Origin of the sequence: Nonomuraea maritima, assembly GCF_900100395.1 — a bacterium.
Taxonomy (GTDB): domain Bacteria; phylum Actinomycetota; class Actinomycetes; order Streptosporangiales; family Streptosporangiaceae; genus Nonomuraea; species Nonomuraea maritima.
In genome coordinates, this window is the sequence record NZ_FNFB01000029.1 from 51,097 (window position 1) to 71,175 (window position 20,079).

Below are 20,079 nucleotides of genomic sequence, written 5' to 3' on the forward strand. Positions count from 1 at the left end.
GTCAGCCTCCAGCAAGGTCGATGGCGAGTTTGGTCACGTGGAACGCCTCGGCGTAGCGGGCGCCGCACTCGATGCCGCGGATGCGGGCCAGGCCGAGGAAGGCTTCTGCGTCGTACCAGGGGCGGTGCCGCTGCGAGGGGTAGTGGGCCTGCAGCAGCAGGACCTTCGTCTCGGCCACGCCGTCCGGCAGCGGGATGTAGACCGACGGGCGGCCGAGGTCGCCGTCCCATTTGACGATCTCGTAGCCGAGGATCAGGTGGCCGCGCCACACCGTGGGCACCAGTTCGGCGAGGCCGCGGTGGTCCTGGTGCGCGTCGCCGGTCCAGGGGGAGAAGACGAGGTCGGGGTCCGGCGCCCGGCCGCGCAGGTCCTCCAGGGCGTTCTTGACCTCGTCCCAATGCGCGGGCACCCGTCCGTCGGGGATCTTGAGGACGGTGAGCCGCAGGTCGGCGCCGGGGCAGAACGCCGCCAGCGCCTGACGTTCCTCCGCCTCCCGGTCGCCGCCGCCGCCCGACAGGACGAGGGCGTCCACGCGCAGCCCCGGACGGGCCGCGCACAGGGCGTGCAGGCTGGCGCCCGCGCCGATCGCGATGTCGTCGCAGTGGGCGCCGAGCGCCACGATCCGGTTCACCCGGCCGGGCCGCAGGCCGATCATGCTTCCCACAGCGCCCACGGCCGCTCGCCGTGCGTCCAGGAGCGGTCGAGCTCCAGCCGCTGGTTGACGGTGTCGCTGGGACGCCAGTAGCCGCGGTGCGGGTAGGCGATCAGCCGGCCGCGTTTGGCGAGTTCCGCGCAGCCGTCGGCGACGAGGTCGCCGTTCTCGGGGATGTGGTCGAAGATCTCCTGCCGGAGGACGAAGAAGCCGCCGTTGATCCAGAGCGGCATCTCGCTGACGGGCGCGATGCCGCCCACGATCCCGCTCTCGCCGACGTCCACGACGTGGAAGGTGTTGTTGGGCGGGACGACCATCATGGACGCGCCGGCGTCGGCGGCGGCGAAGCGGTCGATGATGGCGAGCAGGGGTGCGTCGGTGAGGACGTCGGCGTAGTTGGCGAGGAACATCTCCTCGCCCTCCAGGTACGGGCGCACGCGGCGTAAGCGCTCGCCGATCGGGGAGTCGAGCCCGGTGTCGATGAGCGACACCGACCAGTCGGAGATGTCCGTGGACAGCAGCTCGATCCGCCCGTCACGCAGGACGAAGTCATTCGACGCGGTTTCCTGATATGTCAGGAAGAAGTCCTTGATGTGCTGGGCGCCGTACCCCAGGCACAGGATGAAGTCCTTGTGCCCGAAGTGCGCGTAGTACCGCATGACATGCCAGAGCAGCGGGCGTGGACCCACGAGCTGCATGGGCTTCGGCAGGCCGCCGTCGCCGTCGCTGCGCATCCTGGTGCCGCGTCCGCCGCAGAAGAGCACGACCTTCACGCGACGACCTCCAGACTCGGTATCGGGAAGACCAGCCGGCCACCCCACTCACGGACGTACGACAACTGCTCGACCAGCTCCTCGCGCAGGTTCCAGGGCAGCACCAGCACGTAGTCGGGCCGGTCGGCGGCGATCCGCTCCGGCTCGTGGATCGGGATCCGCGAGCCCGGCGTGAACCTGCCGTGCTTGTACGGGTTGCGGTCGACCGTGTACGCGAGCAGGTCCGGCCTGATCCCGCAGTGGTTCAGCAGGGTGTTGCCCTTGCCCGGCGCGCCGTAGCCGACGACGGTCCTGCCCGCGTCGGCGGCATCGATGAGGAACCTCAGCAGGTCGCGCCGGACCTTCGCCACCCGCGCGGCGAAGTCGCGGTACCCGGAGAGCTCGTGCAGCCCGGCGGCCTTCTCCCTGGCCAGCACCTCCACCACGCGCGCCGAGACGGGCGCCTCCTCCGGCTGCGCCCACAGCCGGATCGAGCCGCCGTGCGTCGGCAACAGCTCGACGTCGACGAGGTGCAGCCCGCCGCTCGCCAGCGCGCGCTGCGCCGAGGCGACCGTGTAGTACTGGAAGTGCTCGTGGTAGATCGTGTCGTACTGGTTCAGCTCCATCAGGGTCAGCAGGTGCTGCACCTCGATCGAGACGCGCCCGTCGTCGGCCACGAGCGCCCGCAGCCCCTTGGTGAAGCCGACGACGTCCGGGATGTGCGCGTACACGTTGTTGGCCACCACCAGGTCGGCGGGGCCGTGCTCCGCCCGCACGCGCGCGCCCACTTCCGGCGACAGGAACTCCGTGAGCGTCGGCACGCCCTTCGCAGCCGCCGCCCGCCCGACGTTGGCCGACGGCTCGATGCCGAGGCAGCGCACACCCCGCTCGACGACGTGCTGCAGCAGGTAGCCGTCGTTGCTCGCGACCTCCACCACGAACGCGTCGGGCCGCAGCCCGGCACCCACCACGAACGCGCGGGCGTGCTCCACCCAGGAGTTCGAGTAGGACGAGAAGTAGGCGTACTCGGTGAACGTCTCCTCCGGCGTGATCAGCGGCGGCAGCTGCGCCAGCCAGCACCGGGAGCAGACCCGCAGGTGCAGCGGGTAGGTGGGCTCGGGCTCGTCGAGCCGATCCGCGGTCAGGAACAGCTCGCACGGCGGGGTCGCGCCCAGGTCGACGACCCCGGCCAGATCCGGCGAGCCGCACAGGCGGCAGATGGTCACGTCAGCTCACTCCAGCCAGGGCCTCGGCCTCGTACTCCAGCGCGAGATCTTCGGGCATCGGGGCGAGATCGTTACAGCGCACGAAATCCCGCAGCGTGGTGCCGGTGCAGGAGGCGTCCACGTTCGGCGCGCCGCGGCGGGCACGGACGTCGCTGATGTGCACGGTGCGGAAGTCGATGCTGAACCGCGTCCGTCCAGAGGTGTTGGGGACGGTGGAGTGCAGCTGCGCCCCCGAGAACATGAGCGTCCCGCCCGCCTCCGGCACCACCCGCACCTGCGGCTCCAGCTCGATCGGCTCCTCCGGCTTCGGCTGCACGCGCGTGTCGGTACGCACGTACGAGGCGGCGTTCTGCCGGCTCGTCCTGTTCCACTCGGCGTAGTCGTAGGTCCTGCTGCCGTTGCGCACCGGCTGGTCGAAGTAGCGCGGGTGGAAGGCCATCACGTTCTCCGGCACCACGTCGAAGACCGGGATCCACCAGTTGACCTGGCTGAACGGCGCCGAGTACCAGCAGTCGCGATGCGGGTGGAAGGCGTACGAGATGCCGGAGACCAGGTAGTCGTTCGACGTCGAGGTCCGCAGCCGCGGCACGTCGAAGTACGTCTCGCCGAGGTCGCAGCCGCGCTCCTCGACGACCGCGGGCAGCAGCTCCTTGCACCGGGGGTGGTGGATGAACCGCGGCTTGAGATCGGCGAGCAGCTTCGCGAACTCCTCGACCGGCATGACGTGCTGTGCGGTCTCGGGGTCGAGGTCGCCGAACGCCTCGGCGATCAGCTCCCTGGCGAAGCCGATCAGCGCGGTCGTGGCGGGCGAGGCCGAGTAGACGAACACCTCACCGCGGAAGAGCAGCTCTCTTCGCTGCTCGTCGGTCACCGAGCTGTCGGAGAAAACCGTGGTCATCATCGAAATTCCTCCCGAACGGGGTCGCGACGGTACGGGTCTGGCATGCTGCGATCATGGATCGCCTCTCCATCAGCGGCTCGTGGCTGCACACTCCACGCGTCCACACCGACCCCCGGGGCAGCTTCCTCGAAGCGTTTCGGGGCGCCGACCTGCCGCGCCGGTTCGATGTGGCGCAGGTCAACTGCTCGGTCTCCGCGGCGGGTGTGCTGCGCGGCGTGCACTTCGCGCAGGTGCCCCCGAGCCAGGCGAAGTACGTGATGTGCGTGTCGGGCCGCATCATGGACGTGATCGTCGACCTGCGCGTGGGCTCGCCCACGTTCGGCCGGTGGGAGGCGGTGACGCTCGATGACGAGACCCGCGCCGCCGTGCTCATCGCCGAGGGGCTCGGGCACGCGTTCATGGCGCTGAGCGAGCAGGCCACGGTCGTCTACCTGTGCTCCGAGCCGTACAACCCGGGGCGTGAGCACGGCGTGCACCCGCTCGACCCCGACCTCGCGATCGCCTGGCCCGCCGGGGTCGAGCCCGTGCTGTCCGACAAGGACGCCCGGGCGCCGTCGCTCAAGGAGGCGCAGGCCTCCGGGCTGCTGCCCGGCTTCCAGGAGTGCGAGGAGTTCTACGCCACGCTGCACTGAGAGCCCGCCTGTTCCCTCATGAGCACCGGCCACGCCGCGTGCAGCGCCGAGCGCCAGTGCCGGATCGGCGTCCACCGGGTGTGCGCCAGCACGCCGCTGACCGGCCGCGCGGCGGGACGGGGATACGCCGACGACGGCACCGGACGTACGCGTTCCTGGTCGGTGCCGAGCAGGGTGAAGATCTCCCTGGCGAAGCCGCACCACGTCGTCGAGCCCGCGCTCGTGCCGTGGTAGACGCCCGGCGGCAGGTCGGAGGCCGCCAGCCGGACCAGGTAGTCGGCCAGGTCGGCCGCCCACGTCGGCTGGCCGTGCTGGTCGTCCACCACGTCCACCGTCGCCCGCTCGCCGGCCAGCCTGACCATGGTTCTGACGAAGTTCGCGCCCCGCGCGCCGTACAGCCACGCGGTGCGCACCACGTAGTGCCCGTGCTCCAGCGCCGCCCGCTCACCTTCCAGCTTGGTCCTGCCGTACGCGTTGACCGGCCCGGTCGGCGCGTCCTCCGCGTACGGCTCGGCAGCCGCGCCGTCGAAGACGTAGTCCGTGGAGACGTGCACGAGCTTCGCCCCGGTCACCGCGCACGCCTCGGCCAGCCGGCGCACCGCGTGGCCGTTGACCGCCAGCGCCTGTTCCTCGTGGGCCTCGGCCGCGTCCACGGCGGTCCAGGCGGCGCAGTTGACCACCACGTCCGGCCGGTACGCGCGGACCAGGTCGTCCACCGCGCGCCTGTCGCACAGGTCCAGCTCCGACCGGGCGAGCCCGAGCACCGGCTGCCCTGTGCGCGCCGCCCGGTCGAGCACGTCGGCGGCCAACATGCCCCCGGCGCCCGTGACCAGCCATCTCATGCCGCCTCCCGGCGTAAGCCTCCGGCCATCACGACTCCCACCAGTCGCGGTGCTCGGCGTACCAGCGGACCGTGTCCTTGAGCCCCTGCTCGAACGGGATCTCCGGGCGGTAGCCGAGCGCCCGCAGCTTGGAGTCGTCCAGCGAGTACCGGCGGTCGTGGCCCTTGCGGTCCTCGACGTACTCGACCATGTCCCAGTCGCGGCCGCAGGCCGCCAGCAGGCGGGCGGTGAGCTCCCTGTTGGTCAGCTCCTCCGTGCCCGCGATGTGGTAGACCTCGCCGGGTTCGCCCTGCTCGGCGACCAGGCGGATGCCCGCGCAGTGGTCCTCGACGTGGATCCAGTCGCGGACGTTGCCGCCGTCGCCGTACAGCGGCACCTTCCTGCCGCGCAGCAGGTTCGTGACGAAAAGCGGGATGACCTTCTCGGGGTACTGCCGGGGCCCGTAGTTGTTGCCGCACCGGGTGATCGAGACATCGAGCCCGTACGTGATCGCGTACGCGCGGGCCACCAGGTCTCCGGCCGCCTTCGACGCCGAGTACGGCGAGCGCGGGCGCACCGGCGCGGTCTCGTCCCACGAGCCGGTGTCGATCGAGCCGTACACCTCGTCGGTGGACACCTGCACCACCTTCGGCACCCCCGCGTCCAGGCACGCCTGCAGCAGCGTCTGGGTGCCGAGCGCGTTCGTGCGCATGAACGCGCCCGCCTCGGCGATCGAGCGGTCGACGTGGGACTCGGCGGCGAAGTTGACCACCAGGTCGTGGCCGGGGACGACCTCGGCCAGCAGCCCGGCGTCGCAGATGTCGCCGTGCACGAACTCGTGCGGCACCCTTTCGAGGTTGGCGCGGTTGCCCGCGTACGTGAGCTTGTCGAGCACGGTCACCCGCAGATCGGGCGCTGTGTTGTGCAGGTACCGGACGAAATGGGAGCCGATGAATCCCGCGCCCCCCGTCACCAGGACTCTTGTCATTTAACCGATTTGCACCTTGCTGTGATCGCCCAGGATGAGCCGGTGGGCTCTGGGCGTGTTCGGCGACGGGGTGACCTCGACGTCGTGGCCGATCAGCGACGACTCGATCCGGCCGACCCCGGCGATGGATGCCCTCGGCAGCACGATCGAGTACTCGATCTCGCTGCCCGTGACGACGCAGGCGGCGCCGATGGAGGTGAAGGGACCGACGTAGCTGTCGAGGATCCGCGCCCCCGCGCCGATGATGGCCGGGCCGACCAGGCGTGAGCGCTCCACCACCGCCCCGGCCTCGACGACGACCCGGCCGACCAGCTCGCTGGCCTCGTCGACGCTCCCGTGGACGCGGGGCTCGACCGACTCCAGGACCAGCCGGTTGACCTCCAGCATGTCGGTGACGTTGCCGGTGTCCTTCCAGTACCCGGAGATCTGCGACGAATCCACGCGCAGACCGTCCTCGATCAGCTCCTGGATGGCGTCGGTGATCTCCAGCTCGCCCCGCCGCGACGGCTTGAGCCGGGCGACCGCCTCGTGCACGGCCGGGCCGAACAGGTAGACGCCGACCAGCGCGAGATCGCTCTTGGGGTGGACGGGCTTCTCCTCGAGCCCGATCACGCGGCCCTCCGCGTCCAGTTCGGCCACGCCGAACTGGCTCGGGTCGGCGACCTTGGTCAGCATGATCTGCGCGGCCGGCCGCTCGCGGGCGAACCGGTCCACCAGCGCGGTGATGCCGCCCACCACGAAGTTGTCGCCCAGGTACATGACGAAGTCCTCGTCGCCGAGGTAGTCGCGGGCGATCAGCACGCCGTGGGCCAGCCCGAGCGGCGCCTCCTGCCGCAGGTACGTGACCCGCAGCCCGAACGCCGAGCCGTCACCGACGGCCGCCTCGATCTCGGCGTGCGTGTCGCCGACCACGAGGCCGACGTCCGTGATGCCGGCCTCGGCGATGGCCTCCAGGCCGTAGAACAGGACGGGCTTGTTCGCCACCGGGACGAGTTGCTTGGCCGAGGTGTGCGTGATGGGCCGCAGCCGTGTGCCCGACCCTCCGGCGAGCACGAGTGCCTTCACCGCTAGTACGCCCCTTCTCCACGCGTGACGACCGACCAGGTCTTCCACAGGATCTGCAGGTCGAGGATGAGCGACCAGTTCTCCACGTAACGCAGATCGAGGCGTACGGACTCCTCCCAGGTGAGGTCGGAGCGGCCGCTGACCTGCCACAGACCGGTGATGCCTGGTTTGACCACGAGGCGGCGGCGGACGTCGCCGCCGTACTGGTCGACCTCTTCCGGTAACGGCGGGCGGGGGCCGACCAGCGACATCTCCCCGCGCAGGACGTTGAGCAGCTGGGGCAGCTCGTCCAGAGAATATTTACGGAGGAAAGCGCCGACTCTGGTGATTCTTGGATCGTTCCGGATCTTGAACAGCACGCCGTCGAAATCGTTGGCGTCGAGGAGGGCTCCCTTGAGTTGCTCTGCGTCCACCACCATGGTTCGAAATTTCACCACACGGAACTCTTTGCCCCTTTTGCCGACTCGCGTCTGGAAGAACATCGCGGGACCCGGGCTCGTCATCCGGATCACGGCGGCGATCATCAGCATCGGCAGCGCCAGCCCCAGCAGCGCGGCCCCCGCGACCACCCGGTCGAACGCCGTCTTCACGAACTGTCGCATGCCGTCGAACTCGGGATGCTCCACGTGCATCAGCGGCATCCCCGCGACCGGACGGATGCTGATGCGCGGCCCCGCCACGTCGAGCAGCGCCGGGGCCACGAACAGGTCGGTCCGCGTGGCCTCCAGGCTCCAGGCCAGCCGGCGCAGCGCGGCGCCGTCCAGTTCTGGGCAGGCCAACACGGCCACGGCGTCGGCGCCCTCGCGCCTGACCACGCCGACCACGTCGCCGAACGACCCCAGTACCGGCACCCCGTCGAGGTCGGCGTCCAGCGCGTCCTCGGGGAGGCAGGCGCCCACCACCTCCATCCCGTGGTACGGCTGCCGCCTGAACTGCATCACCAGGTCGAGGATCGACTCGCGGTGCCCGACCGCGATCACCTGGCGCATGTACTCGCCGACCGCCCGCCTGCGGTGCAGGTGCTTGCGCATCCGGTGGCGGAAGAACAGCGTGGCCAGCAGCGCCAGCGGCAGCATCGCCATCACGAAGCTCCGCGCGATCGGCGTCTGCGTGGCGTACGCCAGGATGGCGACGGCCGCCATGAGACTGACACCGCCGTTGAAGACGGCCTTGAACTCGTCCGAACCCTCACCGTTGGCGCGCTGCCGGTACGCGCCCCCCGTCATGAGCGCGAGCGGCCAGGCCGCGACCAGGCCCACCCCGAGCAGGTACTCCTCCAGCGGGATGTACACCCCGGCGACGAGCCGCACCGTCAGCACGCAGACGCAGGCCAGCAGCACACATGCGGTGTCGCCGCATAACAGCAGTCGTAAGTACGCCCGTGTCCAGATACTGGACGCGGGGCGTAAGCCACTCTTGGGGAGCACAACAGCGGACTCCCCGGTCCCCACCCTCATAGCACCACCCTGACAACTCCGCGCACCGCGATACCGTGACATTTCTCGAGTCACTCGAGTTCACATGTCCCACGTGAACAAGGGCGGGCGGCCCCCCATAAACATTAAAGATCCGTTCCAACATGGGGAATGGCGTCAAATGTCCACAACCGGACGACTTATGGTCTTGACGGAACGGTCCAAAAGCGTATATGGGACCCGAAAAAACGCCGCATTTGAGACGCTATTCGGCGTTATTGTGGCTCGTGAGGGGATTAGTCGTATTCGAAATCCGGCAGCGCGGACGGCGGGTCGGGGCTGCGCCAGACGACCACCATGCCGTCACGCTCGGCGCCGGCCGCCACGTGCAGCCGTTCCACGTCGAAATCGGGCAGATAGCGCAGACGGGCGAGGAAAGTCGCATCGGTGGCCGAACGCGGCACGACACAGCCTTCGCCGGCACGGTCGAGAAGGACAAAAAGGACGTCCGCCCCAGTTTCGGTGACGACACGGACCTCCACCACGTCCTCCCAGGCGAGAGCTTCGACGCTGCCGTCCGCGTAGTGACGGGTGACGCCCTCTTCCGTGACGTACACGTAGGAGTCCGGCATCGGATCGCCGTGCATGGCCGCGATTCTCGCGACTTACGTACCTACCCGCAAGGGCTCCCCCCGGCTCCCGCCGTTTCTCAGGAACGGCCCCAGGAGTGGCTGAGGTGCTCGGCCACGGCGGCCCGCGCCCGCTCGGCGGGGCCGTGCGCGATGGCGTCCAGCAGCGCGCGGTGCTCCCTGACCAGGACGTCACGGTCGCGGTAGACCTCCCGCAGCCGCACGAGGCCGAGCCGCGTCTCGGCGGCGAGCGCGCCGTAGAGCCGTTCGAGGCGGGGGCTGCCGACCGCGTCGATGAGCGCCTGGTGCAGGGCCATGTGCTCGGCCACCGCCTCCGACCAGGGCGCGTCCGCCGGCAGGGCCGCCATGCGGTACAGCGCGGCCTCGGCCTCCGGCACCTCCCGCCCTGACACGGCCTGCGCCATCAGGTCTTCCAGGGGGCGGCGTACGTACATGAGGTCGTCGAGGTCGGCGAGCGTCACCTCGGGGACGTACGCGCTGCGGTTGCGCTCGCGCCGCAACAGCCCTTCGTGCACGAGCGTCGCCAGCGCCTCGCGCACGGTGGGCCGGGCCACGCCGTAGAAGGCGGCGATCTCCTGCTCGGGCAGCGGGGTGCCGGGCGCGATCTCGCCGGACAGCACCCTGCTGCGCAGGGCGTCGGCCAGGGCGCCGACGGTCGAGACAGGTCTGAGCGGCAACGTCACGGATGCGACTCTAGCTCGCTTTCCACCGCGCCCCTCCCCTTCCGTACGGGGTAGGTCTCGGGCACCGCCACGACCACGAGGGCGAGGGCCAGCAGGACGAGCCCGGCGACCGACACCGATGTCAGGCGTTCGCCGAGCACGACCAGGCCGAGCAGCGCGGCGACCGCCGGTTCGGCGAGCGCCAGCGTGGCGGCCGTGGCCACGGGAGTCGTGCGCAGCCCCCGTCCGTACAGCAGGTACGACAGCGCCGTGGTGCCGAGCCCCAGGTAGAGGACGGCGAGCAGGGCCCGCGGCTCGGCCACCCACCCGAAGCCGTTCACGAGGAGGATCGGCAGCATGATCAGTGCGGCCCCGCCGAACATCACCCCCATCACGGCGTTCGACTCGGCTCCCCGGCCGATCGCGCGGGCCGCCGTGACGGCGTAGAAGGCGTACAGCAGGCCACCCAGCAGCGCGAGCAGGACCCCGGACACCATCCGCTCGCCCGCCTGCGCCCCGCCGCCGACGATCAGCGCCGCGCAGCCGCAGACCGCGGCCGTGGTGGCGAGCGTCCAGCGGCGGCTCGGCCGCCGTCCGTGCAGGAGCCAGGACAGCAGCCCGGTGAACACCGGGCCGCTGCCGATGGAGACGACCGTGCCGATGGCGACGCCCGTGCGGCTCACGGCCGCGAAGTAGCAGAGCTGGTACGCGGCCACCGCGACCGCGCCGAGCAGCAGGCCCGGTGTGACGATCCGGCCGCGAAGCCGGGCCGGCGTGACGGTCCGGCCCTGCCGGGCGGCGCCGAGCCCGGCCACGAGCGCGAGCGCGGCTCCCCCTATGACCAGCCGGGCGGCCGCGAGGGACACGGAGTCGGCGGAGACGAGCAGTCCGGCGGTGCCGGCCGTACCCCAGAGCACGGAGGCGCCGACGACGGCGAGCGGTCCCTTGTTCATGGAGGCATTGTCTGACAACCAGACAACACACCGCTAGGGGTTATCGGGAAGATTGTCAGACAATCTCTTCCAACAGTCGGTCGAGCGTCCGCCCTGCCGGGGCCTTCACCTCCTCCACGTAGTCGTCCAGCACGGCCACGGCGTCATGGACGTCCTTCACCGTCCTGCGCGGCAGCTCCAGCAGCGTCTCGTGCTCGGCGGTGATGCCGCCCTCGATGTGGAAGACGTCGCCCGACGCCGCGATGGAGACCTCGAACCGCACTTCACGGCCGTCGGGCAGGATGAACGCGGTGCCGACCCGCGCACCGCCGGAGGGCAGGAAATACGAGAAATGCTCGCTTCTCATGAAGGAGTGACGTAATTCCGCGAGGATCTCCGATGCCCGGCTCAGCGCCTCCAGCAACTCAGCCGCGGCCAGACTCTCGCCGTCCACCCGAAAAGGGTAATTCAGCTCCCCACCCCCTGACCAGCCGCCCCATGACGGACGGTCACCCCGGAGCGCAACCGGGCTCCTGGGCCGTGTCGAGGAACGCGCGCAGCAGTCGGGCCAGGTCACGGCGATCCTTCGTTGACATGCCGCCGAAGATGTCCGCGCTGACCTGCTCCTGGAGGCCCGCGATCCGGTCGATCGCACCGAGGCCGGCGTCGGTGAGCGTGAGCCGGAACGCCCGACGGTCGTCCGGATCCGGCCTTCTCGCGACCAGGCCCTCCGATTCGAGCGCGTCCACCAGGGGGGTGATCGCGCGTCCGCTGACGCCGAGCGCGTCCGCCAGATCCCGCATCCGGCTTCCCGGGCGTTGACCCAGGGTGGTCAGCAGGCGCACCCGGGCCGCAGAGAGCCCGTGCTCGCCGAATCTCGCCCTCCCCTGCTGCGCGAAAGCCCGGTACGCGGCCACCAGCAACTCGCCCAGTTCCGTTGCTCCACTTGACATCGACTGCGCTCCTTCGTTAATGCTGAACTAGGTAACTATCCATAGGTTCAGTAAATCCTGCGGGAGGAAGACATGCGCAGGCCGCTGATTCTCGTCACCGGAGCGACCGGCAACCAGGGCGGTGCCGTCGTGGACGCGCTGCTCGACGACCCCGACAGGTGGCGGGTACGGGCGCTGACCCGAGACCCGTCGAGCACCCCGGCCAAGGCACTGGCGGCACGGGGCGCCGAGGTCGTCGCCGGGGACATGGCCGACGAGGAGGCGCTGAAGCGGGCGATGAAGGGCGCCCACGGCGTCTTCGGGGTGCAGAACTCCAGGACCGCCGGGCTCAAGGGCGAGGTCAGGCAGGGCGTCACGCTCATCGAAGCAGCCAGGACCTCCGGCGTCGAGCACGTCGTCTACGCCTCAGTGGGCGGGGCAGAACGGGTGCGCGGCATCCCGCACTTCGACACCAAATGGGAGATCGAACAGCACCTGCGGGCCACCGGGCTGCCCGCCACCGTGCTGCGGCCCACCACATTCATGGAGGTGTTCACGATGCGCGGGTCCTCACTCGGGCTCGGCATGATGGCCGCCGCGCTCGGGCCGCGCAGACCTCTGCAGATGATCGCCGTACGCGACATCGGCGTCTTCGCCGGACTCGCCTTCGCCGACCCGGACACCTACACCGGCCAGGCACTGGAACTGGCCGGGGACCAGCTCACCGTGCCTCAGATCGCCGCCACGCTGAAAGCCACGGGCAGGCCGGGACGGTACGCCCGTGTCCCCCGGCTGCTGCTCCGGGCCATGGGCAAGGAGGCACGGATGCTCTTCTGGTTCGCGGAGTCCGGCTACGACGCCGACATCCCCGCCCTACGCGAGCGACACCCGGGCCTGCTCACCCTCAAGTCCTGGCTCACCCGAACCTTGCATGATCACGGCCGACGTCCTCCTCAGCCGCCGCGACACGGCGGGAAGGGTCAGTCGGTGGCGTAGCGGGTGTGGCGTTCCACTGCGTAGCGGGTGCCTTGCGGGCCAAGTTTGCCGTGTTCGATCCCTTCGAGGCGGAACCCGGCCCTCGTGGCCACGCGGCACGAGGCGGTGTTGTCGGTACGGTGGCCGAGCTCAAGCCGGCCGAGCCCGCGCTCGTCGAACGCCCATCGCGCCAGCCGCCGGGTGGCCGCCACGGCGACCCCCCGCCCGCGGGCCGCGGGCACCACCCAGTAGGACACCCATCCGCTGCCACGACCGTCGATCCTGGTCACGGCGACGTTGCCCACCACCCGGCCATCGACGGTCACCGCGAAGGCGTGCCCGGCGCCCGGCCAGGAGGCGATCCAGCCGACGGCGTCGCGCAGCGTGACGACCGGCCAGGGCGCCTGCCGGAGCAGGTCGGGCGACTGGAACGCCCGCAGGACGACCGGCGCGTCGCCCTCCCGCCACTCACGTAACCGAATGTCCACAATGTCGGAGATTACTCCGATCGCACCTTCTGGCCGATGGGGTGTGTGGCCTCGAACTCCGCCACGAGCTCCGCCGGCGCGGTCAGCGACCACGCCTCGGCCATCAGCTCGAACAGCTCCTCGGCGTCGATCTTGCCGAGGTGGACGACGACCCACCCGAACCGCCCCGCGGTGAACTGCTTCTCGAACACCTCGGGACGCTCGGACACCAGCGCGATCTGCTCCTCGATCGTCGCCTTCAGGCCGACGGTCTCGGTGGCCTCCCACAGGTAGCCGAAACCCTTGTCGTGCACCTTGAGGCTGACCCACTCGCCGCCGTGACCCATGCGGACGTCGGGCAGCTCGTCCAGCAACTTGAGGAACTCATCGACACTCACACCCATGCCCGCCTGTGTACCAGACGCGACCGACACTTCTCGCGGGCCGCCGGCTCAGCCGTACCAGCGGACCTCGATGACGTTCCCGTCGGGATCGGGAAAGTAAAATGCCTCGGGCGCGATCCCGCGAGCTCCGAAAGAATTCGTCGAATTACCCGTGATCTCGACGTCGTGCTGTTTCAACCGGGCCTTCAGCGCGTCGAACTCCGCCTTGTCCACCGCCAGGCAGAAATGGTTGACCGGATGACCGGCGCTGCCCATCACCCCGGTGCCCTCGTCCACCCTCCGCATCGCGTCGAACTCCATCAGGTCGATGATGGTCGAGGCCGTGACCCGTACGCTCGGGAAAGGCGCCTTCCCCTCGCGGAACTCCTCGGCCCGCACGCCCGGCAGGCCGACCACCTCCTCGTAGAAACGCAAGGAAACAAGCGGGTCGGCGACCCAGCAGACCAGATGATCAAGTTGTACGTCCATGAAACACCTCCATTCCCCTCCAATATCTATTGCACCAATCCACATGTCCACCTGAAGCCGGCCCCGCCCGCGAATGGCGGCCTCCCGGAAACACCCCGTTCACATCCCGGTTTTGCCGACAATGACGACGCGCACCGACCAAATGCCGACCACCACGAAAACGGCCCGCATTCACCCGAAGCACCACCCGTCTTTCCGACCGGTGAAGCCCGTCACAAGCCGAGGACACCCGATCAGTAGCTGTCGCTCCACCAGTACCAATGCCCTTGCAGATGCTTGAACGACGACGCCACGGCGTCCGTCTCGTCGTCGTCCACCGGCACGCCGCCAGGGCTCCAGACGTACCCGTACGGGTCCACACCGGCGGTGTCGCCCACGACGAAGTGCACCCGCCCCTCGCTGCGGTAGACGTCCTGGAAGACGAACGCACCGACTTCTCGCTCGCCGCTGTCGTCGGGGCCGAGGGTGCGCGCTACCTGCTCCATCGCGGCGGCGGACCGCTCGAACCGCCACTCGCTCAGCACCCCGCACCCCGTCAGCGCACCCACGAGCAGGGTCGCCGCGACGACGCGCACACTCCAAGCCATACCGGCCTCCTTGACGATCAAGGCATGATGGCATCCGGGCGCGTCAGAGATCCACGGTGAGGGAGTCGCCGTCGTCGTGGACGGGGGTGCCCATGGCGGCGCAGGCGGCGGTGAAGCGGTCGCGGATGCGGAGGCGGTCGGCGCCGTCCGCGAAGCGGGTGAACGCGTAGTCCAGCGTGAGGGGAAAGGCGCTCAGCCGTACGGGGCCGCGCTCGTCGACGGTGACCAGCCAGAGCAGGCCGAGGTCGTTACGCAGGTACGGGTCGACGGCGTAGTCGTCGATGAAGTCGCCGAGGTCGTACAGGACGGGGGGCCGCACCCCGTGGAAGACGTGCGCGGAGTGTCCCGCCACCAGGTCGGCACCCGCCTCGACCAGCGCCGACGCCGCCGCCCGCACCTGCGGACGCGGCTCGGCCACCATGTTGGGCCCCCAGTGCGGCGTGACCACCACCAGGTCGGCCAGCGGGCGCAGCCCGTCGAGGACCTCGTGAACCCAGCGCGGGAGCGGGCTCCAGGACATACGCGCGTACGCGATGCCAGGGCGATCGGGGGTGGCGGCGAAGTCGGCGGGGTGGTCGCTGAGGCCGACGATCCCGAACCGCAGCCCGCCGGCCGTCACCAGGGCAGGACACCGTGCGGCGGCCTCGCCCGGCCCGGCGCCCACGTACCGGATGCCCACCCGGGCCAGGTGGCGGCAGGTGTCGGCGAGGGCGTCGTAGCCGTGGTCGAGCGCGTGGTTGTTGGCCAGCGTCACGCACCCGACCCCCAGCGCGGCCAGCAGGTCGGCCGCCTGCGGCGGGGCCCGGAAGAAGAACGGCTTGCCGGGGGCCTGCCAGGGGTGTCCCCGATCGGAGACGCAGCACTCCAGGTTGAGCAGGAAGAGGTCGGCCCCTGCCACCAGGGCGCGTACGTCGGCGGAGAAGAACCGCCGGACATCGGGGCCGTCGAGGATCCGCTCGGCCACTCCGCGCCCGAGCATGGTGTCCCCGGCGAGCGCCAGTGTGACGGCCATACCTCCAGCTAACCACCGCCCACACACCGAACCCACCTCAAGGTCAGGGCAGGTCGGCGGTGAGGGTGAGGACTCTGGTGATCTGGGTGGCGCTGAAGCCGTCGTCGCTGACGAGATGGAGCCGGGCCCGTCGGCGGCCCTGCGACATGTCCACCTGCAGCCCCTCGTAGTTGTCCATGAGGGGGTTGATCTGCGGGCGCGGGCTGGTGGCGTGCATCGCCGGGCAGCGCACCAGGTCGGCGACGAGCATCTTGCCCACCACGGCCCCGGGCGGCGCGTCCGACAGGTTGCGCACCGCGCTCACGTCGGACGCCGTGTCGACGCCGTGCACGGCGTACAGCCTGATGCTGTTGCCCTTCACCGCGTCGTAGGCCGACTCCATCACCAGCAGACGCCCTTCGCCGTACGCCGCGACGGCCACGACGCGGTTGCCGTGATCGACCCGGTAGCCGACCTGGCGGGCGAGGGCGTACCCGCCGCCGGGCATGGACCGGTACACGAGGAAGCGCCGCAGGACGCCTTCACCCCTGGCCGGTTCGTCGCCGGTCAGCGAACTCCCCGTCATGGCGTACGCGAACTTCCCGTCGGGCGAGACGGCCAGCGCTTCGAGGGAACCGTTGATGACCCCCTGGCCGTTCGGGATGATCCGGAAACGCGCCGGGATCTCCAGCGTGCCACGCTGCCTGCCCTTGCGGTCGAAGATGACGATCGACGGCTGGGTCTCGGAGCTGACCAGGTAGTCGCCGTTCGGCAGGACCGCCACGCCCTCGCCGTCGAAGGTGCCGAGCCCGTACGGGGCGCCGTCCGGCTGGTGCAGGGTGAGGGTGCGGGTGGCCTGCGGCGCGGCGGGGAAGCGGAAGAAGACGAGCCGGGCGGGTCCGTCGCTGCTGCGGTCCTGGACGCTGACGTACTCCTCGGTACGGGGGTCGTAGGCGAGGTCCGACAGTCCGCCGATCTTGACCCCGCCGACGCTGGTCCTGTCCAGCGCGTCGCTGAAGCCCACAGCGGCGGCCGACGGCGGGCAGGCGTTCGAGCCCGGGCTGTCCGCGGACAACGTGGCGCTCGACGCTCCGAGGGCTCCGGCGGCCGCCGCCACCACGACCTGGCGAGCCACCCGACGCGCGGCACGGTGCACCATCATCGAGAAAACTCACCCCCGACCACGTCACGGACAGTTCACACAACATGCCCGAAATTCCCGCGCTCAGCGCAAGGGAGCTGAAAGTCAGGGCATGGGACGGCGAAAGGCGCCGTACCACCACAACGCCGCGAGCTCGCGGGCGAATTCCAGGTCGCCGCTGCCGTCGTCGACCTGGATGTGCCGGGCGATGGCGTACTCGCCGCCCCAGACGATCACCCGGCTCGCCGCATCCGCCGAGACCCCGCCGCCCGTCCGGCCCGCCGCCTGTTCGGCGAGGATGGCCTCCCTGGTGAACGCCTCGAAGGCGTCGAGGTCGGCGGAGTAGAAGTCGTGGATTCCGCTGTCGTACGCCGCCGCCTCCTTGATCGCCAGCAGCACCGCGGAGTGCGCGCGGTGGTAGGCGATCGACTGGGCGAACACCGCGGCGAGCCCTTCCGCGCCGCTGTCGGGCTTCCAGCGGCCGATGATCTCCAGCAGCTCCTGCCGCAGCGACCCCGCGAGCCGGGCCAGCAGCTCGGTCTTGTCGCGGAAGTGCGCGTAGAACGTGGAACGCGCGATGCCGGCCTCTTCGAGGATGCGGGCGACGCTGATCTCGCTGTATCGCATGCCCTCCGCCAGCAGTCGCTCCACCGCGGCGAGCACGCGGCCGTCGAGGGCGGCCCGGCGATCCGGCGCGTTGAAGTTCCTGGTGACCGAAGGCATGGGCCCCATCGTAGGGCAGCGTTCGAGCACCCCGATCGGAGCCGTACAGTGTGTTCGGACATTATGTACGCTCTCGCTGGCGGTAGTGAATCGCCGCAGATCAGAGGGCATGAAAGCCGCCGCCTCGACGGCAGAAAGGCAACTGCTGATGCAATACCGACAGCTGGGCGGCACCGGAGTCTGGGTGTCCGCGGTCTCCTTGGGCACCATGACGTTCGGCGGGCAGAGCCACCCGCTCTGGGGCCCGATCGGCGGGCTCGGCTTCGACGAGGCGAGCGTCCTCGTCGGGCGCGCGCTGGACGCGGGGATCAACCTGTTCGACACGGCCGACGCCTACGCCGACGGCGAGAGCGAGGAGATCCTCGGCGCGCTGCTGGCCCCGCAGCGCCAGGGCGTCCTCATCGCGACCAAGCTCGCCATGCGCGTGGGAGCCGAGCCGAACGCCGTGGGGCTGTCCCGCCTCCACGTCACGCGCTCCATCGAGAACAGCCTGCGCCGGCTCGGCACCGACTACATCGACCTGTACCACATCCACGCCTGGGACCCGCTGACCCCGATCGAGGAGACCCTCGCCGCGCTCGACGACGCCGTACGCCAGGGCAAGGTGCGCTACGTCGGCGCCTCCAACACGGCCGCCTGGCAGGCCATGAAGGCGCTCGGCGTGAGCAGCCCGGGCGGCCTGCCGCGCCTCGTCTCGCTGCAGTCGTACTACTCGCTGTCCGGACGTGACATCGAGCACGAGATCCTGCCGCTGACCCGCGACCAGAACCTCGGCAACCTCATCTACAGCCCGCTGGCCAGCGGGCTGCTGTCGGGGAAGTACGACCGTACGGGCCACACCGAGGAGACCGCCCGCTGGGCGCGCTTCCAGATGCCGCCGGTCGACCTCGAGCAGACGTACGACATCATCGACTGCCTGCGCGCGGTCGCCGCGCGCCACGAGGCGAGCACGGCCGCCGTCGCCCTGGCGTGGGTGCTCGCCCAGGAGGGCGTCACCAGCGTCATCCTCGGCGCCAGGCGCCTCGACCAGCTCGACGACAACCTCGGCGCCATCGACCTCCGGCTGACCGACGACGACCTGCGCGAACTGGACGCCGCGAGCGCGCCCCGCGTCCCGGCCTACCCGGGCTACATGCAGGCCCAGTTCCTGACCGTCCGCGGTCCCGGCGGGAACTGAGCCGCGCCGGCCGGCCGATCCGATGGGGGCGCCGTGCGACAACGGCGTCACACGGCTGGGGAGAGGCCGGCGGGCGTACACCGGAGCGGGACGGCAGCCGCGAGCGGCCGTCCCGCTCCGGGAGGACCTACCCGCGCGACAGCACCGGGGCGGGCTCAGGGTCGCGGACGGCCCTGCCGATCACCGCGAGGAGCAGCGCCAGCTGCGCCACCGGCACCCAGAGCCTGGCGTGCGACGTGACCAGCGTGCCCGCCGCCGCGCCGCCGACGAGCCCCACGAGGATGGCCGCGCTGTGCCCGATCTCCCGCAGCGGGCGCCCAGACGCGAGGCGGATCACCACCGTCGTGAGCGTGCCGGTCAGGTACGTCGTCGACAGCCCGGACACCCCGAAGCGCTGCACGGCGCTGCTCTGCAGACCCAGCGCGAGCGCGTTCAGCGACAGCAACGCGAGCTGCTCGAACGGCTCCGGCCGGCCACCGGCGAGCCACCACAGCACCGCGCACCCGGCCACCACCACGGCCTGCAGCGACAGCGCCCGCGTGACGGGCCGCGGCCAGACCGGGTCGCCCTCGGCGGGCGTGCCGGCAACCCTCGCGCCGATCGCGCACCCACACACGAAGGCGAGCACGGCCGCGGCGGCGTGCAGCGCCAGGGCCCCCGTCGCCGAACCGATGGACAGGCCGAGCAGCACCATGTTGCCGGTCATCACGCTGGAGAACGCACCGCCGAGCGCCAGGTAACCCATCGCGTCGGTGAGCCCGCTGTTCACGGCGAGCAGGACCACCATCGCATTGCGCCCCCGAGCGGTCACCCGCCGCTCAGCGGACATGGACCGGTCCACCGTCCACGATCGACGCCGTCCGGGCCGCCGCGACCCAGGCCGCTTGCAGTACGAGATTCATTGCACTCCAGTCAGGGACCCCACCGGCGGGCCCGCGCGCACCACCCGAGCCACTCCCCGGCCCGGCGGACGCGCTCTCGGCTCGAAGACCGTCGTCGGGCACCGCGCCCCTGCACGATAGCCGACGGCGGAAACCCCGCTACCGACGAGTCCCCCTGGAGCGCCTACGACCCGTCAGAGCGGGTTCCCGTTCACCGTCAGCGCCACGTCGATGTTGCCGCGGGTCGCGTTGGAGTAAGGGCACAGGTCGTGCGCGCCCCGCACCAGATCGGCCGCCTGCTCGGGGTCGGTGATCGACGGCACGGACACGTCCAGCTCGACCCCCAGTTTGAAGCTGCCGTTGCTGGCCGGGAAGAGCATGACCTTCGAGTCGACGGACACGTTCTCGGCGGTCATGTGCCTGCGCCGGGCGACCCTGCCCAGCGCGGACGCGAAGCAGGCGGCGTAACCGACGGCGAACAGCTGCTCCGGGTTCGTGCCCCCGCCTTCCCCGCCGAGGTCCTTGGGCTGCCTGATGTCCACCTCCAGGTTGCCGTCCGAGGTACGCCCGTGCCCGTCGACCCGGCCCCCCGTCACGTGCGCCTGCGCGGTGTACAGCACCGTCATGATGGTCCCCC

General features: G+C 70.4%; 25 protein-coding genes. 3 read left to right on the top strand and 22 right to left on the bottom strand.

Translation table 11 applies throughout. The annotated features are described in order from the left end of the window. Position 1 precedes the first annotated feature (1 nt). From BLR04_RS31970 to BLR04_RS31985, 4 genes are read right to left on the bottom strand one after another with little or no spacing between them, the layout of a single operon-like run. A complete protein-coding gene (locus tag BLR04_RS31970; RefSeq protein ID WP_245740759.1) occupies positions 2 to 673 on the bottom strand; it encodes a PIG-L deacetylase family protein in 672 nt (223 codons plus the stop codon). Further along, positions 652 to 1,425 (bottom strand): glycosyltransferase family protein, encoded by a 774-nt coding sequence (locus BLR04_RS31975; protein ID WP_090772329.1) that lies wholly within the window; start codon positions 1,423 to 1,425, stop codon positions 652 to 654. Before BLR04_RS31975 ends, BLR04_RS31970 begins: the two co-directional genes overlap by 22 nt. Beyond that, positions 1,422 to 2,630, bottom strand: coding sequence for a class I SAM-dependent methyltransferase (locus tag BLR04_RS31980; RefSeq protein ID WP_090772331.1), 1,209 nt, complete (start codon positions 2,628 to 2,630; stop codon positions 1,422 to 1,424). Before BLR04_RS31980 ends, BLR04_RS31975 begins: the two co-directional genes overlap by 4 nt. Position 2,631: 1 nt before the next feature. Next, the gene (locus BLR04_RS31985; RefSeq protein WP_245740761.1) at positions 2,632 to 3,531 is read right to left on the bottom strand and encodes a phytanoyl-CoA dioxygenase family protein; all 900 of its coding nucleotides are present in this window, start codon (positions 3,529 to 3,531) and stop codon (positions 2,632 to 2,634) included. A gap of 53 nt (positions 3,532 to 3,584) precedes the next feature. On the opposite strand from BLR04_RS31985, the gene BLR04_RS31990 reads away from it, so the two are divergent. Then, positions 3,585 to 4,163, top strand: a complete 579-nt coding sequence (locus BLR04_RS31990; protein WP_090772333.1) for a dTDP-4-dehydrorhamnose 3,5-epimerase family protein — start codon at positions 3,585 to 3,587, stop codon at positions 4,161 to 4,163. On the opposite strand, the gene rfbD is transcribed toward BLR04_RS31990, so the two are convergent. From rfbD to BLR04_RS32035, 9 genes are all read right to left on the bottom strand, one after another. Then, positions 4,145 to 5,005 (bottom strand): dTDP-4-dehydrorhamnose reductase, encoded by an 861-nt coding sequence (gene rfbD / locus BLR04_RS31995; RefSeq protein WP_090772335.1) that lies wholly within the window; start codon positions 5,003 to 5,005, stop codon positions 4,145 to 4,147. The two genes, BLR04_RS31990 and rfbD, sit on opposite strands and share 19 nt — an antisense overlap. 28 nt (positions 5,006 to 5,033) lie before the next feature. Further along, the gene (gene rfbB / locus BLR04_RS32000) at positions 5,034 to 5,972 is read right to left on the bottom strand and encodes a dTDP-glucose 4,6-dehydratase (RefSeq protein ID WP_090772337.1); all 939 of its coding nucleotides are present in this window, start codon (positions 5,970 to 5,972) and stop codon (positions 5,034 to 5,036) included. Continuing rightward, positions 5,973 to 7,037, bottom strand: a complete 1,065-nt coding sequence (locus tag BLR04_RS32005; RefSeq protein WP_090772339.1) for a glucose-1-phosphate thymidylyltransferase — start codon at positions 7,035 to 7,037, stop codon at positions 5,973 to 5,975. A 2-nt stretch (positions 7,038 to 7,039) separates the two neighbouring features. Beyond that, a complete protein-coding gene (locus tag BLR04_RS32010; RefSeq protein WP_090772340.1) occupies positions 7,040 to 8,494 on the bottom strand; it encodes a sugar transferase in 1,455 nt (484 codons plus the stop codon). A 254-nt stretch (positions 8,495 to 8,748) separates the two neighbouring features. After that, positions 8,749 to 9,099, bottom strand: coding sequence for a hypothetical protein (locus BLR04_RS32015; RefSeq protein ID WP_090772342.1), 351 nt, complete (start codon positions 9,097 to 9,099; stop codon positions 8,749 to 8,751). A 62-nt stretch (positions 9,100 to 9,161) separates the two neighbouring features. After that, the gene (locus tag BLR04_RS32020; RefSeq protein ID WP_090772344.1) at positions 9,162 to 9,785 is read right to left on the bottom strand and encodes a GntR family transcriptional regulator; all 624 of its coding nucleotides are present in this window, start codon (positions 9,783 to 9,785) and stop codon (positions 9,162 to 9,164) included. Next, positions 9,782 to 10,717: a DMT family transporter gene (locus tag BLR04_RS32025; protein ID WP_090772346.1), complete on the bottom strand. Its 936-nt coding sequence runs from the start codon at positions 10,715 to 10,717 to the stop codon at positions 9,782 to 9,784. Before BLR04_RS32025 ends, BLR04_RS32020 begins: the two co-directional genes overlap by 4 nt. Positions 10,718 to 10,772: 55 nt before the next feature. Next, positions 10,773 to 11,150: a hypothetical protein gene (locus BLR04_RS32030; RefSeq protein ID WP_090772348.1), complete on the bottom strand. Its 378-nt coding sequence runs from the start codon at positions 11,148 to 11,150 to the stop codon at positions 10,773 to 10,775. A 55-nt stretch (positions 11,151 to 11,205) separates the two neighbouring features. Beyond that, entirely contained in the window at positions 11,206 to 11,649 is a 444-nt protein-coding gene (locus BLR04_RS32035; RefSeq protein WP_090772350.1) for a MarR family winged helix-turn-helix transcriptional regulator, read from the bottom strand. A 72-nt stretch (positions 11,650 to 11,721) separates the two neighbouring features. Here BLR04_RS32035 and BLR04_RS32040 point away from each other — a divergent pair, with 72 nt between their 5' ends. Then, positions 11,722 to 12,624, top strand: a complete 903-nt coding sequence (locus tag BLR04_RS32040; protein WP_090772352.1) for an NmrA/HSCARG family protein — start codon at positions 11,722 to 11,724, stop codon at positions 12,622 to 12,624. Here the strand turns inward: BLR04_RS32040 and BLR04_RS32045 are convergent. The 7 genes from BLR04_RS32045 to BLR04_RS32075 form a co-directional block, all read right to left on the bottom strand. Next, a complete protein-coding gene (locus tag BLR04_RS32045; RefSeq protein ID WP_245740763.1) occupies positions 12,609 to 13,091 on the bottom strand; it encodes a GNAT family N-acetyltransferase in 483 nt (160 codons plus the stop codon). The genes BLR04_RS32040 and BLR04_RS32045 overlap by 16 nt on opposite strands. A gap of 11 nt (positions 13,092 to 13,102) precedes the next feature. Then, positions 13,103 to 13,417 carry an MmcQ/YjbR family DNA-binding protein gene (locus BLR04_RS32050; protein ID WP_393490923.1) on the bottom strand — a complete coding sequence of 105 codons (315 nt, stop codon included), beginning with the start codon at positions 13,415 to 13,417 and terminating at the stop codon, positions 13,103 to 13,105. Positions 13,418 to 13,522: 105 nt separating this feature from the next. Next, entirely contained in the window at positions 13,523 to 13,942 is a 420-nt protein-coding gene (locus BLR04_RS32055) for a VOC family protein (RefSeq protein ID WP_090772356.1), read from the bottom strand. A gap of 233 nt (positions 13,943 to 14,175) precedes the next feature. Continuing rightward, positions 14,176 to 14,529: a hypothetical protein gene (locus BLR04_RS32060; RefSeq protein ID WP_143022316.1), complete on the bottom strand. Its 354-nt coding sequence runs from the start codon at positions 14,527 to 14,529 to the stop codon at positions 14,176 to 14,178. A 43-nt stretch (positions 14,530 to 14,572) separates the two neighbouring features. After that, positions 14,573 to 15,541 carry a CapA family protein gene (locus tag BLR04_RS32065; RefSeq protein ID WP_090772360.1) on the bottom strand — a complete coding sequence of 323 codons (969 nt, stop codon included), beginning with the start codon at positions 15,539 to 15,541 and terminating at the stop codon, positions 14,573 to 14,575. Positions 15,542 to 15,584: 43 nt separating this feature from the next. After that, positions 15,585 to 16,682, bottom strand: coding sequence for an esterase-like activity of phytase family protein (locus tag BLR04_RS32070; protein WP_218129241.1), 1,098 nt, complete (start codon positions 16,680 to 16,682; stop codon positions 15,585 to 15,587). Positions 16,683 to 16,766: 84 nt separating this feature from the next. After that, positions 16,767 to 17,384 carry a TetR/AcrR family transcriptional regulator gene (locus BLR04_RS32075; protein ID WP_090772362.1) on the bottom strand — a complete coding sequence of 206 codons (618 nt, stop codon included), beginning with the start codon at positions 17,382 to 17,384 and terminating at the stop codon, positions 16,767 to 16,769. A gap of 148 nt (positions 17,385 to 17,532) precedes the next feature. On the opposite strand from BLR04_RS32075, the gene BLR04_RS32080 reads away from it, so the two are divergent. Beyond that, positions 17,533 to 18,561, top strand: coding sequence for an aldo/keto reductase (locus tag BLR04_RS32080; RefSeq protein WP_090772363.1), 1,029 nt, complete (start codon positions 17,533 to 17,535; stop codon positions 18,559 to 18,561). A 127-nt stretch (positions 18,562 to 18,688) separates the two neighbouring features. On the opposite strand, the gene BLR04_RS32085 is transcribed toward BLR04_RS32080, so the two are convergent. Both BLR04_RS32085 and BLR04_RS32090 read right to left on the bottom strand, forming a co-directional pair. Continuing rightward, entirely contained in the window at positions 18,689 to 19,390 is a 702-nt protein-coding gene (locus tag BLR04_RS32085) for a YoaK family protein (RefSeq protein ID WP_143022317.1), read from the bottom strand. Positions 19,391 to 19,636: 246 nt separating this feature from the next. Continuing rightward, positions 19,637 to 20,068 (bottom strand): organic hydroperoxide resistance protein, encoded by a 432-nt coding sequence (locus BLR04_RS32090; RefSeq protein ID WP_090772367.1) that lies wholly within the window; start codon positions 20,066 to 20,068, stop codon positions 19,637 to 19,639. Between the last annotated feature and the right edge of the window lie 11 nt (positions 20,069 to 20,079).

Coding starts and splice junctions, on each gene's coding strand:
- BLR04_RS32085 (WP_143022317.1), bottom strand. CDS start 19,390: ATGTCCGCTGAGCGGCGGGTGACCGCTCGGGGGCGCAATGCGATGGTG.
- BLR04_RS32070 (WP_218129241.1), bottom strand. CDS start 16,682: ATGATGGTGCACCGTGCCGCGCGTCGGGTGGCTCGCCAGGTCGTGGTG.
- BLR04_RS32015 (WP_090772342.1), bottom strand. CDS start 9,099: ATGCACGGCGATCCGATGCCGGACTCCTACGTGTACGTCACGGAAGAG.
- BLR04_RS32050 (WP_393490923.1), bottom strand. CDS start 13,417: ATGGGTCACGGCGGCGAGTGGGTCAGCCTCAAGGTGCACGACAAGGGT.
- BLR04_RS31990 (WP_090772333.1), top strand. CDS start 3,585: ATGGATCGCCTCTCCATCAGCGGCTCGTGGCTGCACACTCCACGCGTC.
- BLR04_RS32080 (WP_090772363.1), top strand. CDS start 17,533: ATGCAATACCGACAGCTGGGCGGCACCGGAGTCTGGGTGTCCGCGGTC.
- BLR04_RS32065 (WP_090772360.1), bottom strand. CDS start 15,541: ATGGCCGTCACACTGGCGCTCGCCGGGGACACCATGCTCGGGCGCGGA.
- BLR04_RS31985 (WP_245740761.1), bottom strand. CDS start 3,531: ATGATGACCACGGTTTTCTCCGACAGCTCGGTGACCGACGAGCAGCGA.
- BLR04_RS32060 (WP_143022316.1), bottom strand. CDS start 14,529: ATGGCTTGGAGTGTGCGCGTCGTCGCGGCGACCCTGCTCGTGGGTGCG.
- BLR04_RS32025 (WP_090772346.1), bottom strand. CDS start 10,717: ATGAACAAGGGACCGCTCGCCGTCGTCGGCGCCTCCGTGCTCTGGGGT.
- BLR04_RS32090 (WP_090772367.1), bottom strand. CDS start 20,068: ATGACGGTGCTGTACACCGCGCAGGCGCACGTGACGGGGGGCCGGGTC.
- BLR04_RS32035 (WP_090772350.1), bottom strand. CDS start 11,649: ATGTCAAGTGGAGCAACGGAACTGGGCGAGTTGCTGGTGGCCGCGTAC.
- BLR04_RS32075 (WP_090772362.1), bottom strand. CDS start 17,384: ATGCCTTCGGTCACCAGGAACTTCAACGCGCCGGATCGCCGGGCCGCC.
- BLR04_RS32040 (WP_090772352.1), top strand. CDS start 11,722: ATGCGCAGGCCGCTGATTCTCGTCACCGGAGCGACCGGCAACCAGGGC.
- BLR04_RS32055 (WP_090772356.1), bottom strand. CDS start 13,942: ATGGACGTACAACTTGATCATCTGGTCTGCTGGGTCGCCGACCCGCTT.
- rfbB (WP_090772337.1), bottom strand. CDS start 5,972: ATGACAAGAGTCCTGGTGACGGGGGGCGCGGGATTCATCGGCTCCCAT.
- BLR04_RS32010 (WP_090772340.1), bottom strand. CDS start 8,494: ATGAGGGTGGGGACCGGGGAGTCCGCTGTTGTGCTCCCCAAGAGTGGC.
- rfbD (WP_090772335.1), bottom strand. CDS start 5,005: ATGAGATGGCTGGTCACGGGCGCCGGGGGCATGTTGGCCGCCGACGTG.